General features: G+C 66.4%; 7 protein-coding genes. 2 read left to right on the plus strand and 5 right to left on the minus strand.

What is annotated here, in order from left to right:
* Position 1 precedes the first annotated feature (1 nt).
* The 5 genes from OHA21_RS27135 to OHA21_RS27155 form a co-directional block, all read right to left on the minus strand.
* Positions 2–4,894, minus strand: coding sequence for an ATP-binding protein (locus OHA21_RS27135; protein ID WP_328459454.1), 4,893 nt, complete (start codon positions 4,892–4,894; stop codon positions 2–4).
* Positions 4,891–6,516, minus strand: coding sequence for a methylation-associated defense system protein MAD7 (gene mads7 / locus OHA21_RS27140; RefSeq protein ID WP_328459456.1), 1,626 nt, complete (start codon positions 6,514–6,516; stop codon positions 4,891–4,893). The genes OHA21_RS27135 and mads7 overlap by 4 nt, the downstream gene beginning before the upstream one ends.
* Positions 6,513–10,271 carry a protein kinase domain-containing protein gene (locus OHA21_RS27145; RefSeq protein ID WP_328459459.1) on the minus strand — a complete coding sequence of 1,253 codons (3,759 nt, stop codon included), beginning with the start codon at positions 10,269–10,271 and terminating at the stop codon, positions 6,513–6,515. The genes mads7 and OHA21_RS27145 overlap by 4 nt, the downstream gene beginning before the upstream one ends.
* Before the next feature lie 3 nt (positions 10,272–10,274).
* Positions 10,275–11,777, minus strand: a complete 1,503-nt coding sequence (locus OHA21_RS27150; RefSeq protein ID WP_328459461.1) for a 3'-5' exonuclease — start codon at positions 11,775–11,777, stop codon at positions 10,275–10,277.
* A gap of 220 nt (positions 11,778–11,997) precedes the next feature.
* A complete protein-coding gene (locus OHA21_RS27155; RefSeq protein WP_328459463.1) occupies positions 11,998–13,251 on the minus strand; it encodes a hypothetical protein in 1,254 nt (417 codons plus the stop codon).
* 64 nt (positions 13,252–13,315) lie between these two features.
* On the opposite strand from OHA21_RS27155, the gene OHA21_RS27160 reads away from it, so the two are divergent.
* Positions 13,316–14,857 carry a TIGR02677 family protein gene (locus tag OHA21_RS27160; protein WP_328459465.1) on the plus strand — a complete coding sequence of 514 codons (1,542 nt, stop codon included), beginning with the start codon at positions 13,316–13,318 and terminating at the stop codon, positions 14,855–14,857.
* Positions 14,854–16,173 (plus strand): DUF2398 family protein, encoded by a 1,320-nt coding sequence (locus OHA21_RS27165; RefSeq protein ID WP_328459467.1) that lies wholly within the window; start codon positions 14,854–14,856, stop codon positions 16,171–16,173. Before OHA21_RS27160 ends, OHA21_RS27165 begins: the two co-directional genes overlap by 4 nt.
* Positions 16,174–16,175: the final 2 nt, after the last annotated feature.

The raw sequence follows: 16,175 nt of genomic DNA on the forward strand, positions 1-16,175 counted from the left end.
GTCAGGCCCGCCTCATATAGACCTTGCGGGCCTGGACGTGGTCGGGTGTCGAAACGTATGCCTCACCGACGCCGAGTTGTTCGATCTGCTGGCTGAGGTCCTGCCCGGTGCGGCCGCGGAGATAGTTCGCTACGGTCTTGGAGCTCGGATAGTTCGTACGGAAAATTATCTTTGTCCCGGCGTTGTCGAGGACCTGTCGACGGAAGTCGTCCACTCCCTGGCTCGCGACGACTACCGACACGCCGTACTTTCTTCCCTCTTTCATCAGCTTCGGCAGCGTGACGTCGTTCGCCATGCGATGCGCCTCGTCGAGCACCACCGCGAGTCGCATGCCCGTGTCCTCGGGCCACTTGAACATGTCGCGGTAGACCTTTCGCAGCAGGAACGCGCCGGCCGCGAGTTGGACCTCCTCAAGCCCGAGACCACTGACGTCGACAATCATTCCGCCTGATGCGGCAGGGTCGAAGACTTCTTCCGCGTCGTCGCGGAAGAGCCCGAAGTCGGTGAGTGGCCGAAGACGGTCGCGCGCGTTGCGTCCGCGTTCCTGCGCCTCCACCGCTTCCAACGCGGTCCCGAAGTCAGCGAGTCGGGGCAGTCCTGTCCCGGTCTCGTTGTCTCGCCAACCCAGGGCGTCGTAGCACTGCAGAAGCGCCTTGTAGACGTGGTTGCGCTGGATTTCCCCGAGCCCACACACGTAGGTCATGACCTCGGCGATCTCCCAGGCTGCGTTGTTGGCTGGTCGAGCGATATCGGCCCGAACCTCGAGCGGGTTGAAGGGAAGGCCTCGCGAGGCGTCGATGACGGACGCTCCGGCGGGAGGATTGGCGGCCATGTCGCCGTGGAAGTCGAACACGAGTGACGGGAGCCCTTGGACCGCGAAATCAGAAATGATCTTTCGCGTGGTGACGGACTTGCCCTGGCCCGGGATTCCGACGATGAAGGCATGCGGGCTGCCCTTGGTGCTGATTCGCCAGGTCGCGGCGGCGCCGTTCCCGTCATCGCCGAGTGTCACCTCGACCGGATCAGACAGGTTCCGGCGACCCGGCTCGACCTTCACCTCGTCCGGCTCGGATACAGGTTGGTCGCTGGCTTCCGCGGAGCGCTCCGCAGGGGGTTCGACAGGACGCGGAGCAGGAGGTTCGACAGGACGCGGAGCAGGAGGTTCGGCAGCACGCGGAGCAAGAGGCTCGGCCGGACGTGGAGCGGGGTCCGATGTGGGCTTGGGAGGCTGCCCCCCATCGGCGGATCTCTCGGTATCCGAAGGCGCGTCGAACACCGCGCTGAGGCCGACCTCACCAAGCTCCCGAGCGGTGATGACAGACATCGGAATGTCCTGGTAGCGGCTCGGGAATCCTTCATCGCCGCCGAGTGCGATGACGTAGCCGCGTAGCGAGATCTCCGGATTCTCCAGCTGCTCTTCGATCCGATCGATCCACTTGTGGATGTCGGCGACGCGGCTCCTGTCGATCAGCTGGTGTGCTGCCGCGCGGTCGGCGTAGTAGTGAAGCAGATTGGTGAGTCGAGCACGCTGCAACTCACCGTCGATGCGCGGCGGGTCGGTGGCGAAGAACCGAGTTGTCAGCAGCGATCTCGTGTCGGTCAATTGCTCAGCGATGCGGTCAGCCAGGGCCTGCGGAAGCGCTGCCTCCCGCCGTGCCTTGACTTCGACACATTCGATGCGGAAGGACCGCTGGCCCACCCGTACTAGCAGCATGTCGCATCGCCGGGTGCGATCGTTGCCGGTGCCGGAGCCGAAGATCTCCGGGTGTGCGTCGACCGGGATGATGATGGCGCCGTCGAGCTCACCGCGCTTCTGCAGGTGCATGATCAACGCGCCGAGACTGACCGCTTCGCGTGCGAGGTTGTCCTCGCCGAGCAGGCGCAGGGCGAGACGGCCCGAAACCACCGACAGCGTACGCAACAGGTCGCCGACGCTGGCGTCCAGCGGAGCCAGGTCGATCTCCTTCATAGCGCTGCTCAGGAGCGCAGCCACCTCGCCGCGGTGAGCGGTCGTGACGGTCAGGCGATCCCCGATGCCCTCGATGAAGTCCGGCGCGTAGTCCAGCAGGTATTGGTCGCGGCTGCCGGTTTGCAGGGCCTGCTCATACAGGTTGATACCGAGGAAACGATCGACGGTGAGGATCCAGTCGGCCCGCTGATGCAGACGCCGCAGCCTCTCCGCGTCCACCTGATCGACGGTCACTTCGACGTTGGGCGTCCCGGATCCGAGACCGAGGTGACGAGCGAGCGCCGTCTGGTGGGAGCGATGCACGGTGGACAAGTCACCGTGCTCGTTGCCCTGCCGAGTGTTCAGCGCTGGCATGATACGCCACCGGCGGGCGTCGTCACCCTCGACGAGGTGCGTCGTGGTCGGCGTCAACAAGTCCCGGAAGGATGCTGTACGACCACTCGGCTGCGCCGCGTAGCCACGACGAGCGGTGGGCAGGCTCTGGACCACGGCGAGGTGGGCGCCGGCCTCATCCGAGGCGATCGCTGACATCGATCGGACAGAGAGCGACAACGGAGGCGACAGATGGCTGGCCCGCGAGGTACGCGCGGCGAGCCGCAACGTACGTTGCAATTCTTGTACGGCGCTCACCGGCTCGATGAAGGAGGCATGGTCGGTGTACGCCGTCACTTCGAGCCGAGCGCCCTCGATCGCATCATCCTCCTCGTCGGGCACTACCAGCGGCCTGATCGCATCCGCGACGACATCGCCCGAGCCAGGGTTGATCGCCAGCAACCGCAGGGCCGCGCCACCGGGATGGCCACGCCGGAACGCCGAGATTCGCTCGCGCACCAGGCTGGAGGTCGCTCGGACACGGCCCGCGTCCCGGCTCACCCGCAGCGCCTCGCAGATCGCGTCGGCCGCTGCCTCTCGGGCAGCCTCGTCGATGGGCAGGTACAGCGCGCTGCCGTGGGTCAGCTCGGAGTCGTACAGCATGGGTGTCTCGTCATCGCTCAACACCATGAACGGCAAGTTGGCAGGCGTCACCCGTTGCATCAGCTCGACGTCGACACTCGCCGGGCGGGCCGACCGCGGAAGTTCGGTCAGGTCGGACGCCCATGACCGCAGCAGCCGGTCATGCGCCGCGATCCAGGCGAGCCGCAACGGGTGAAGCGGAAGCAGCACCACACCGACGACCGGACCGGTCGCGGCCCGGGTTCGCACGGTGAGCGTTTCCATTCGGAGCAGCGCCGAACCCATCTCTGGATTGGCGTCGAGTGCCCGCCGGTAGGTGGCGAGGTATTCCTCAACCTGTTTGTGAAGGTCAGGGCTCCAGCTCACCGATTCCGCGGTGTCCCGGGGAAAGGCTTCCCCAAACGCGCGAAGAAGTTTGGCTCTCTTGTCCCTGAGGGTTCGGGGCAGCTCCACCGGCATTGCCCGAACATCTTCGCTGGTCAGGGGCATGCCCACCTGAGCACGAGCGGAAAGAACGCCACAGATGTCGGCGTCATTGATCGCTCGCTTCTGCACGGCGACGAGAAGCTCGGAGACCCGGACCTGCACCACACGCCGGCTACCAAGCCGCAGACCGAAGATCTGGCCCGTGTAGTCCCAGCTCACCGAATCCTCGGTGTGGTCGTCGAGGCCGCTGAGCGCGGCCCGCACGACTGCCTCGGGCAGCGAGTGAGCGGATGCCGTCCGCGCTGGATCAGCGGGCTGACCCTCGACGATGGCTACCTCGAACTCCTGGCTATCCACCTCGGCGGGCGAATAATCGGACAGGAGCACGTTGTTGCCGTCCTTGTCCAACCCCTTCAGGTGCACCACGAACTGGCTGCCGTTGGCAAGGTCATCCTCGGTCGCGCTCACCTTGATGGTGGCACGTCGACGACTGCCGGCCACCGTGGCGGTGCCGATCGGCGCAGTCTCCTCGCTCCGCAGATCTTCGGGAGGCACCACCTCCAGAAGCCACTTCTCCACCCTGTCGGTCTTGGGCGGATAGGTCGTCCACTTCACGACGACCACGCCCTGAGCGTCAAGAGGAACCTTGCAAATCAGCTGACCGTGCTCGCCCTTCTCAAGCTTGCTCTGCTTGTCGAGGCTCTGATCAGCTTTCAAGAACGGTTCGAGGCTGACCGCGGTCAGATCGGACGCGACATCGTCGGCCATCGGCCACTTGTCGAATGTCAGCGACCCGTCGCGTTCCGTCGCGAGTTTGCGGGTCCACAGGCTCGGCTTGGACAGCGGCACACCAGCCGTCTCGAGGAACGCACGAAGGAAGGACCGTTCGTCCGATTCACGGACGCCCGCGTCTACCAGCCGCTCGCTGGTGGACGCGCTCGGCCGAACCGCGAACGCGATGGCCTTCGCGGCCTTGCTGTTCCTCTCCAGCCGGCTGATGATCGCCGTGCCGTGGTCCGGCACCAATCCCAGTCGCCACAGCTCACGCCCGACAACCTGTTCAGTCGGGTCCTCGCTGATCGCCGCGAGGAACTCCGACCAGGCGGCGGTTCCCGCCCGTTTCGCGATCAACTGGCGGAGCAGGACGATCTCATGGGAGACATCCGACCTACGCAAATCCCGCTCAAACTTGGCCGCGGCTTGCTGCATAAGGCTCACCAGCGGCAGGCGGTCGAACGAGTTGTCCAGCGAACTGGCCGCGTTCCCCTCACCGGCCGGAACCAGGAGAATCAGCGGCTTTTCCTTGCGGTTACGCAGCTCAACCGCGCGGTCTGAGTCGATGCTGTGGATTCCCGACGGGTTCTTCTCCAGAACGTGCACGTCGGCCATGGGCAGGCTCTTGACCAACAGGTCGGCCAGTTGAGAGGCCATTTTGAGATCGACGTCGTCGACCCTGGCGCAGTGTCCACGACGAACACCTGCCAGATTCGCGGTAAGCACACCCGCGACGGCCATTTCCAGCGGGTTAGCGTCATCGGTGCTCATGCCACTGCCTCCCGCGGACGGTTCACAAACTGGGCGCTGAAGTCATCAGAAAGGCTCTGGAAACAGCCGAGGAGCTGCAGTTTTCGGACAAAGGCGTCGAGATTCGCTGCCGCGCCGGCACGACCATCCGGGTCGTCGAACATCTTGGGGGGCCGCGCGACGAGAATGCCGAACCTGCGCTCGAGTCGCTTCAGCACCTCATCGATGGGAAGTTGACTCCTGGTCCGCTTTCCGTCCTCCTCGACGAAGCACAACGCGAGGAGGGCCGTCAGAAGCTCGTCGCTTGGCGCGTACCGCCAGGACGCACGGCTGCGAACCGCCCCGGACAGGATGCCGTAACTCTTGTTGATGCCACCCGAGGTGTAGAACCAGAGCATCTGGTTCTTCAAGCCACGTGAACGTAGGCCTTCCACCAGGACGGTCGCGAGTTGGTCAGCGGCGCTCAGTCCGGAGCTACGAACCTCATTGACCAACGCGCGTCCCTCGTCACCCGCCTCGGAATCGTCCAAGGCGTTGACGATTCGCTTCAGATGCATGCGCAGGGTCAGTTGCATCTCAGGGTCGTTACGCAACGCGCACGCCTTCTTCAGCTGCTCCGACGGCGACATCGAGCTCAACGTCGGGGCGTCGTCCAGCAGTTCGATCGACTCGTGCAACGAACGGATCAGGAGTCGATCGGTGAAGAACGACCGCATGTTGTCCAGGTCCCGCCGGATGCAGAGGCGGGACAGTTCGTCGGACGGCCCGCCCTTTTCTCGAGTGAAGTCGCAGAAAATCTCCAACGGATTGTCGGCATCCGCGTTTTCGACATCCTCGCTCACCTCGCCGTGCAGCATCTTCCGGGCAGCTGCACCCAGTCGCAGGGGCATCTGGAACAGCCTGAGCGACAGGATCGAGATAAGGAGCGACATGGCCTCCGCCGGCGGCATCTTCGGACCGAAGAAGCGCAACAGCCGCAGGATGTCCGTGCCGATGGGCAGGATCGCTCCGGGCACCGCGAACCCGTCGTCGCTGCGCTCCCGCTTCGGCGCGATCTTCTGGCTTCCCTCGAACTCCTCCAGGAGGAAGAGCTGCAGCAGACTGTTGATGTCGATCTCAGTCTGGCCGTCGTATCCGGGAGTCGCCGACGGCATAGGGCCGACTTCGACACCTCGGCCAAAAACATTCATGAAAATTTGCTTGATTTCAGCAGTGGGGTTCTCGACCTGGTCGCGCTCCAGTGAGGCGACCATGCTCTTGTACGCCAGATCGTCCGCCTGCCTGTTCCGGATTCGGGTCACCAACCCGGACCGGTAAGTGGCGATCGTCAGCGGCTGCATGTAGTCCATCTTCTCGCTGGCGCCGATCTTCATGATCGACGTACGCAACCAGCCATCGAGGAAGTCTCGGCCGCTGCTGTTGGCGAAGCCGACGAGGCCGTCAGACTTGCTTAATCCATCCAGATAGTGCTGATAGCCGTTCTTGTCCGCCTTGATGGTGGCCTTCCGACCCTGCTTCACGGCCATCTCGAGAATGGGCGTCATCATGCGATCGATGTCCACATCGCTCAGCTCGCAGGGCACCATGAGCCAGAAAGCGACACTGTTGAGATCCGAGAGCTCTTTCGGAATCGCGAAAGTCATGAGAGTTCCAGGTGGATTCGCTGGCCTTGCCGCACCGCTGCAGCAGTCGCCCCGGCCGGGTCGATGATCTGAACCTTGGTCGCACTCTGCCTGCGGAGTTGAGCGGCGAAGCCGTCGAGTTCCTGCCGAACCGCGTCGGAGTGGATGTCGTTGAGGATTTCGCCGTCCGCCGCCCGCAACAGCAGTTCGACGGAGTCGAGGGTGAGCGGGGTGCTGGGCCCCGCCTCATGCTTGAGCGTCAGCCGATCCGGGATCGACTCGACATAGTCGCGGCTACCGCCATCGGCATGGAGCGTGAAGTGCGCCTTCGGAATCGCCTTGAGGACAGCCCAGCCGCTACTCAGGTCACCCTCCCGGATCGCGAATCCATCCCGGCTGTAAAGCGGTGCTCCGACCAGCCGGCTCGCACCGAGCAGAAGGCGCTCGAGATGGCGGTCGTCGTTCACGTCACGGAGCATCTCGATGAAGTCGGGAAGGTATCGGTACGCCCGCACTCGGTCGCGCGTGACCGCACCGTTCGTGGACCACGTGCCCATGTAAAGGCCGCGGAACGCCGCTGCCGCCGTACGAGGGTTGAACCGGGCCGGATCCGAGATCAGGTTGCGGTCCATCCGTGCGGCCCGCTCGACGTCGGGCGCCGCCACCAGAGCGGGATCCATATCGGTCCACTCCCGCACCAGATAGTCGCCGCAGTGGGGGTCGAAGGCGAGATCCGCGAGCGAGCGAGGGCTGTCACGGGAGAGGTCGAGACCGTTGGCTCTAGCCTCGTGCACCTTGGCACAGGTCAAATCCCCAGTGATGAGCCACGCGATCGCCGACCGTACGTCGCGGAATGTCGCCCGCCGGCGCCGTCGCAGGTGGCTAATCAGGATCAGTTCGACGGTGGCCTCGCGCGCACCGGTGCGCAGCGCGGTCGCATTTTTCCGGATCGGGCAGACATCCCGTGAGGTACACGAGGAACAGATGTCCCAGCGCTGGTCATCGACGAAAGTGTCGATGATGTCGGCCGCGAGGCCGGTTCGCTCCAAGTTGGCGAGCGCTCGTTGCTTGAGGTCGACGACTGTCACCTGGGGTGTCGCGGGCGCTCCTTCGTGGATCTGCCGGCGAACCTGCTCAGCGATCTCCTCGTAGGGATACTCGAAGTCGGTGAAGAATTGGAGCAGCCGACCGTCGTTGGCGGCGATGAGTGTAGTTCGCCCCGTGGAGTCATCCGGGTCACCGAGAGCCGCTTGGAGAAGGTCGTCCGAGGAGGCGCCGTCATGGGATTCGCTGGCGTCATAGACCGCGTGGTAGGAGCGGCTGTCCCGATCGATTTGCCATCCTGACGAATCGACACGGATCTCAGTTCCGCCATTCTTGAGAAGTTCGGCACGAACCTTCTCCAGGAAGGACGTCTTTCCGTCGCCGGGGTTGCCGGTCAGCAAGACAGTCTGCAGATCGCCCTTGAGGATCGCGGGCATCAACTCGTAGTCGAGCCGCGTCGGAACGTACGTCTCCTTCGCGAAGGCCTCATCGAGGCCCCGGTTTCCGCTGTTGCCGCCAGTGCTGCCGCGATAGAGGGACCGCAGATGGTCAACGGTCTCGTTTGTCCGAATCTCTCCAGGAGACTCCGGATCCGGCTGCGCGATCTCGAGGAGCCGGTCCAGTTCCTCGGCGTCGGCGGGCCGCTTCGCCGGATCCGGCTCCAGCGCCCGGAAGAGGGCGTCGAGGAAAGCCGCGCCCTCCGGTCCCCACTGCTCCCGCTCGCTCTGGGTAGCCGGGGCCGGCGTGCTGTCGCGCATCGGCCCGTCTGCGGCATCACCCACATAGGGGGCACGACCCAGCATCGCGATGGCGAGGCTCGCCGCGAAGGAGTAGAGGTCGCTCTGCACCGAAACGTGCGCCCCGTCGAGAACCTCCGGCGCCATCACAGCCGGGGTGCCAACACTGCCCTGCTTGCCGATGACGGCCGCGAGACCGAAGTCGATCAGAAACGCTTCATCGTCCGGGTTGATGATGATGTTGCCGGGGCTCACATCGGCGTGTACCCGGTTGTGGCGATGGATATGGCTGAGCGCGTCAAGGATCCGCTTGGCGATGCGACGGGCCAGAGTCAGGTCGATCGGCGCCTGCCGGGATCGCTCCCGGAGGTTATCGCCGGCGATGTACTCCAACACCAGAAAGCCCGGGAGCTTCTTGAGCTGGATGTCGTAGACCTTCGCGCAATTCTCATGCCGGACGAAGTCAGCGAACGCGTACTCGGTTCGCGCCGCGGACTCGGCGCGATGGAACTCCTTCAGCACCATCGGCTGCTGACGGTCCTCATCCCAGGCCTGCCACGTTGTCGCGAAGCTGCCACGACCCAGCTGGCGTTTGATCACGTAACGCCCCTGGATCGTCTCGCCGACGGCGAACTCGTTCGTCTCCGGCTGTGGCGGCTGGGAGGACGCATCCGCTTGCCGTAACCGGTCAACCACCTGCTGCGCGGTGAGACGTCGTTTCGGATCCGAACTCATGCAATCGAGGAGCACCCGGCCGAGCTGGTCGTGATCTTGAAGCCGCTCACCGATCACAGCCGCATCCGGAGTCTCGGCGATGTCGCCGATCAGCCAACCACCCATCGCCAAGGCCAGCGAGTAGACGTCGGATACCGGGGTCGCCATGACCAGGCTATCGGCGCACTCGGGAGCACGATAAGGCTGCGCTAGGTCGCCCTCGTCGACGAACAGCGCGATGCTCTGCTGGCCACTGATGCGGGCGTAATAGAAGTCGCTGAAGCAGACCCGCATCTGGCGGCCGAGCCAGATCCGGCGGGGATGCAGCCCTCGGTGAAGGATCTGTGACTCGTGCACCTCGGCCAGCGCTTGGAAGGCGTCTCGGACCACTTCCCGCGCCAAATCGACCGAGAGCGGTCGGGCCGGGTCCTGCTCGAGGAGTGATGCGGTCAGATTCCGAGCGTCCAATGGTGGGACAACCGCGACGACGAGCCATTGGTGGTCCTCGTCGCGGAACACCGGGTGGGTCTGCCAGGCTCGGCCCTGGGTGGCAAGGCTGCGGATCGCCCGCTCTTCGCGGCGGATGAAGGTCTCGGGGTCATCCCCGTCCCAACCGTAGAGCGGGTAGCACCGCAGCAAAACCTCCTGGCCGTCCTGCCGGGCACGAAAGCAGCGGGCACGGCCGACGCGGGCGAGTTCCTGCTCAACGATGTACGGCCCGATGGTCCGCACCCGTGGGTCGCGCTGGCCCAGACCTCGCAACACGGTTAGGGCGCTGCCGCGAACCGCTGTCAGACCGGCAGCGGCCGCCTTGTCCAGACTGATCAACGTCTCCGCCGCCTGCGACAACGGAAGGACCAGCTCGCGGGAGTCGTGCTCCCTGGTCGCGAGCAACTGCAGCTTCGGGTGGCTCAGCACCACACCTGCGACCACACGCTTCTGCTTCTTCACGGCATCCGCCCAGTGCGGGACCTTGTCCCGGAGCCAACCAGCAACCACGCGCGCCAGGTGGTTCGCCCGGTCCAGCGGGTTCGGACGGTACTGATCCTTGACCTGCCACCGGTTGTCGCCCGCAACGATCCGCGGACCCCAGGACTTCTCCTCGAGAAGGAAGATCAGCTGCTCACCGACAACCAGAAGGTCGACGTCATCACGGTCCTTCCCGGGGAGCTTGCGTCCCGCGAGGATCTCCCAACTCGCCGGCAGCTCCGCGGCGAGGTGCTCGGCCGTACGTTTCTCGCCCGGCCCTTCCCAGTCCCCAAGGACCATCAACTCCGCCACGTGTCATGCCTCCACGGGATAGTCGTCTGGCCACGTCCAACGACGTGTGTAGGTCGGTAGCGCCCGCAGGCGGTTCAGGTAGTAGCCGTCTTTGGAGTACGTAACTACCAGTTGGTCTCTCGCCCGGGTGGCTCCGACGTAGCCAACCCGTGGCCAACGGGCGTTCTCCGGTGAGTCCGGCTGAGGCAGCCCTTCCAGCCCCACCAGGAACACCGCCGCGAACTCGTACCCCTTGGCCGAGTGCACAGTCATCACCGTCACGGCCGGGGTGTCGCGTTGGTACGCGTCGGCCTCGTCATTTCGGACCACCTGGTACGGGATATCACGGCCGGCAAGCGCCCGGCACACGGCACCGATGTGTCGCCGGTAGGTGACCAGGATGCCGATGTCCTGGGGGCGGCGGCCGTCGGCCAGTAACAGGTACGCATCTGTTGCCACCGCCTCGGCCTGGCCAATCGGCGACTCCGCCCACACGAGATCGACCGGTTCCCCCTCAGGCGCGTAGTCGATTCCCTCGATGGTGAACGCCGAATCGAGCGCGGCGGCCACCCGCAGGATCGGCGCAGTACACCGATAGGGCTGGCCCAGAGTGATCTCGCGAACCGACCGCCCAGCGAGCGCCTTGGAGACATCGACATCTCGATACAGCGCCTGGTCCTCATCACCGGCAAGGAGGACGCCGCCCCGGCCGGGACGAAGGGTCTCCAATGCGAATCTCGTCCAGGCCGGCAGGAAATCCTGCCATTCGTCGACAAGAATGGCGTCCACTGCGGGTTGGATGCCCCGATTCTTGGCTACCTTCAAGTCCGCGTCCGCGCGCTCCTCGTCGCCCAGGTCGATGCGATGGCGCTGGGAATGCGCGAATCGGCCGAAGGTACTCACCCGAACCGTTGGCTGATCGCTGACAAGGCCCCGCAGGTACGGAACCAGCAAGCGATTGAAGCACAATATCTGAATAGTCCAGTTGGGGTGATTCTCCGCAAGCCACCGGGCCCGGGCCGCCAACACGAGCGTCTTGCCGCTCCCAGGCGGACCGCGCAAGATCGCCACATCCGGAATGAACTGGGTAGCTATGTCCGACTGCCGAGTATCGAGGCGCAACCGATAGCCCGCGCGCTCATCAGCTCCCTCGTCCGAGATCGAACGCACCGGAATCGTGGGAAACACCAACGCCGGCGCGAGCTTGCGCTCGCAGTCGTCCAACAGCTCAGCTGGCACGTCCGATTCGAGCCAGCCGGCGACCCAACTCCCGTCAGCCAACTCGTCGGAGCCGAGCAGCACCGGCTCACCCGTCGACGAGCCCGAGACGAGCACACGCCGCTTGAGCGGAAGATCAGCAACCTCAGATATGTCCTGCCGCAGGCTGGCAATCTTTCGATTGAGCGCCACTATCAGCGTGCGGTCTTTCGGGTCAATAGAACCTTCAGCCACATCAATCGCAAGCAGCCCACGCTTGGAATCGAGTATGAGCGCGTCCGGCCAGTCAGTTCCGTCGGGCCGGAACACTCGCATCCCACTTTTCTCGCAAGAGTGCGTCAAAAGCTCTAACAGGTCACTCCGGCGCATCACCAAGATTTTCTACCACAGTGCGCCAGTCCATGAGCCCGCCAGGTACCTAGAAATATGCTCCCATTTTGACAGCCCAACCGTTCATGGGTGCTTCCTGATCGATGCCTTTTGTCTAACCACAATCTTGTCGGACAAAAGGGCACAGATTGGTCGAAAGTTACTCGATGACGCGGGCCAGGGCCTCGGATCGTTCGCCTTCGTGGAAGTCGGCGGGGTCCTTCTCGCCGCGGGCGTACGGCAGGCAACGTTCCACCAGTTCCGGCGCCGCGCCGGTGCGTTCCGCCAGCCAGGTGATCCACTGCGGCAGCAACCGGATCAGCTCTTCGACGAAGTCGTCGAGGTAGTAGTTGCGCAGGTGGGTGACCATGTACGCGACCCGGTGCGGCGGGCACGTGAAATACAGCGACGGCGTCTCCGACTTCCACGAGTCGGCCAGTTCGGCGGCCGCCTCCTGCAGGTCCGGGGTCGCCGCAGTGCCCTGTTCGGCGAGCCAGGCGACGAACTCGTCGGCCACCTCATCGCAGTCCACATCAACCGAAGCCGCGTCCGGTTGCGATTGGAGCACCACGTAGGACAGCTGACGGCAGCGGTAGTACTCGGCGAACTGTTCGGGCGACTCGCCGCCGGTTTCGAGCAGGCCCTCCAGCCTCGGCATGACTTCCGCGAGCAGGCCCGGCTCCCACGATGTGCCGTCCGATGCGACGGGGCCGACGCCTGCCCGCCACTGTTCGGCCGCCTGTTCCGCCGATGCGTAGTAGCCGCTGTGCACGGTGAGCGGCCGGTACGTGCAGGCGTCGATGTCCCACAGGTACCAGCGATGCGTCTCGCCGGCGGGGAAGGCAGCGACGACCCCGATGCGGCTGCCGTACCGGTCACGGGTCCACCGCACCTCGGACGGCGCCGGCGTCTCCGGCAGGGCCGGCAACTGGGTGCCACCGGGCAGGCTGCGCAGACCGGGCAGGTCTTGCTCGAATGCCTGCTGGGCCAAGCCGTAGGGCACCACAGCGGCCACCGCAGCCAGGGCCCGCCAGGCGGGCAGCGGGTCCCCTCCGGCGGTCAGCGCGACCTGGACCGCTGCGATCGCCCGTTCGACCAGCACCCGGGCGAACGTGTCCGGTGACACGTACTGCTCGATGCCAGGCCCGCTGGCCAGCTCGTGCAGGATCGGCCCAAGACGGGCGCAAAGCTCGTCCTCGCGGGCGATCGCGTCGCCGTTCGAGGCCGCCAGGTCAGCGACGAGCCCGTCCGCAATAGGGCGGGCACGCTCGCGTCGGGCGGCGTCGAGCCGGTCTCGCCGTCCAAGAACCTGCCCGATGACCGCCGCGGCGGGAGGCGGCGCCGAGGAAACCGGTATCCGCGCCGGGGTGGGCTTGCCGGACTTCTTGTTCTTGCGCTTGCCCGAAACGGGCATCCCGGCACTATAGAGACCGTCACCCGTTCAGGTACGGACCTGCCCGGACGATAGGGTGGGCGACATGCCGGAGTCCCAGACCTCGTCGTTCGGGCTGGATGATTTCAGCCTGGATGACCGGCTCCGCCTCTTCAGCTATGTCAATGCCGAGAACCGGCTCGCCTACCTGTGGGTGCTGCGCGCCTTCGAGGCCGCACGCACCTCCTACCAGGTGGTTCTGCACACCTCCGAGGTGCAGGACGCACTGGTCCGGCTCGGTCAGGACCCGGCCGTCCTCGAACTGCCGCGGCTGCTGGACGCGCTCGTCGATTGGGGTGTGCTCGACCGCAGCCAGGACGGGGCACGCGCGGCCACCCTGGCGGAGTACCGCAACCGGCATTCGGTCTATCAGTTCACCGAGGCCGGATACCGTGCCCACCGCGCGGTCGAGTCCGTTCTGGCGGCCGGGCTGGACGACAGCACCCTGTCGCGGCTGGTCTTCGCCGACCTGCTGGCCGACCTGAAGGCGCTCACCGCGGCGAACGAGAGCGGCGACGCCGAAGAGGTCTACCGCAAACTGAACCGGCTCGACCGGGCGCTCGCCGATGTGGCGGAGCGGGCGGCCCGGTTCTATCACATGCTCGGCGATCTGAGCCGCACCCACGACGTGCGGCCGGAGGCGTTCCTCGCGCACAAGGACGCGCTGCTCGCGCATCTGCGCGACTTCCACGACGAGCTGCAGCGGTACACGCCGCGCCTGCGCGAGGCCGTCCTGGAGGTCGAGGCCACCGGCCTGGACCGGATGATCGAGGCGGCCGCCGAGGCTGACGAACGGCTCTTCGCCACCCCGGCCGAGCGGCTCGCCGACTGGCGGCGCCGCTGGGAGGGGCTGCGCTCGTGGCTGGCACCGGACAACGACGCCCCGAGTGAGGCCGACCGGCTGTCCGGCGCCACGATGGCCGCGATCGGTGACGTGCTGGCTCTGCTGCGCCGGGTGACCGAGGCCCGCCGCGGCGGCGTCAGCCGGGAGTCGCAGCTGCGGCATCTGGCCGCCTGGTTCACCGGGGCCGGCTCGGACGAGGCGGCGCACGCGATCTTCGAGGTGGTGTTCGGGCTCGGCGGGCCCCGCCACGTCGGTGTCGGCTACGCCGACCCGGAAGCCGTGCCGAGCCGTCTGTCCTGGTGGGAGGCACCGGCCGTGGAGCTGTCCCGGTCGCTGGTGCAGTCCGGCCGGATGCCGGGGCAGGGCAACGGCCGGCCGGCGCGGATCGAACGGTCGGACGCGTCGCGGCGGGCGCTGCGCGAGCGGCAGGTCGCCGACGAGCGCCGGCAAGCCGAGGCCGCGGCCGGCCTGGTGAAAGCCGGGGACGGGCCGATGATGCTGGACGACGCTCAGGCCGGGGCGCTGCGCCGGCTGCTGGACATCGCTTTGGCGGCGCGGCAGGCCAACCAGCGCGAGGTGCCACTCGCGGCGGCAGCTTTCGGGGTACGCCTGACGCTGACCCCAAGCCCCGGCCGGTTCAGCACCGTGCACACCGCCTCCGGCCTGCTGCACCTCGACGGCTACACGCTCACCGTGAGCGCCGCCGAGCACACCACGGTCCGCCGGGAGCCTGCCGCCGCATGAGGTTCGCCGCCGAGATCTCCGACCTGGAACTGGCCGACTACCAGCGGGCCGTGCGGCTATTGCTGCGCCACCCGCTGATCACCGCGGTCTTCCCGGACGAGAAAGCGCTGCCCCGGGTCCGCCGGTTCTCCGCCGAACTGCGCCGCGACCTGTCCGAGGCGTTCGGCTACCGGCTGGAACTGCACGGCGGCACCGCCCGGCTGGTGCGGACCGCCGACCGGCTGGAGACCGACCGGCCGGCTCTGTCGCGCACCGGCCGCCCGTTCGACCGGCAGCGTTACGCGTACCTCTCACTCTGCCTGGCCACGCTGGGCCGCGCCGGTGTGCAGATCACCCTGACCGAGCTGGCCGAGGCGGTCGCCGGTGACGCCAACCGGATCGTCGGGCTCGGTCTGGACCCGGACATCGGCGCGGACCGGCGGGCATTCGTCGACGCGGTCGCCTGGCTGGAGGAACGCGGCGTGCTGCGGCTGGCCGACGGCTCCAGCACCGCCTGGGCCAGTGACCCCGGCACCGGCGAGGCGCTGTACGACATCGCCCGTGACGCGGTGCTCGCCCTGTTCCGGCCACCGCGGGTACTGCAGCACATCGACTCGGTGAACGCCCTGCTGGAACGTTCGATGAGCAGCAGCGGCAACGCGGAACGGCGGGCCGCCGCCCAGGCCGCGCGCCGGGCCGTGCTGGAACGCCCGATCGTCTACTTCGACGACGTCGCGGCCGAGATCGGTAACCATCTGCGCGGTCAGGCCCTGCCGGCCGATCTGCATCGGCTGACCGGGCTCAGGTTGGAACGCCGCGCCGAAGGGGTGCTGCTGGTCGACACCAGCAACTGGTCGGTGGAACGGTTCCCCGGCACCGGGTCGGTGGCGCAGGCCGCGGTGCTGCTGGCGGTGGCGATCGCCGAGCGGGTGTCCGATCCGGACGGCCGCCGAGTGCGCCGCATGCCGATGCCGGATCTCGCCGAGGCGCACGCGAAGCTCGTCGGGCAGGTCGATGCGGGCCTGCCGGCCGGTGTGCCGATCGCGATGGACCCGGCCGAGGCAGCGCCCGAGCCGCCGCAGCAGGCTGCGGAAGGCAAGCTTCCGCTGGTCACCGACAGTTTCCTGCGGGAGGCGACGGCGGAGATCCTGGCGACGTACGGGTCCGCGTTCGGCGCAGCCTGGCATGCCGACCCGGAGCGGCTGCGCGGTGAGGCGGTGGCGTTGCTCGTACGATTCGGCGCGGTGCTCGCCGTGCCCGGCGGGGTCCTGGCCCGTCCGCTGATCGGCCGGTATCGCAGCACCGTCGCCCAGGTCAAACAGCGCACACTCTTCTAAGG

Source organism: Actinoplanes sp. NBC_00393 (genome assembly GCF_036053395.1).
Lineage (GTDB): Bacteria > Actinomycetota > Actinomycetes > Mycobacteriales > Micromonosporaceae > Actinoplanes.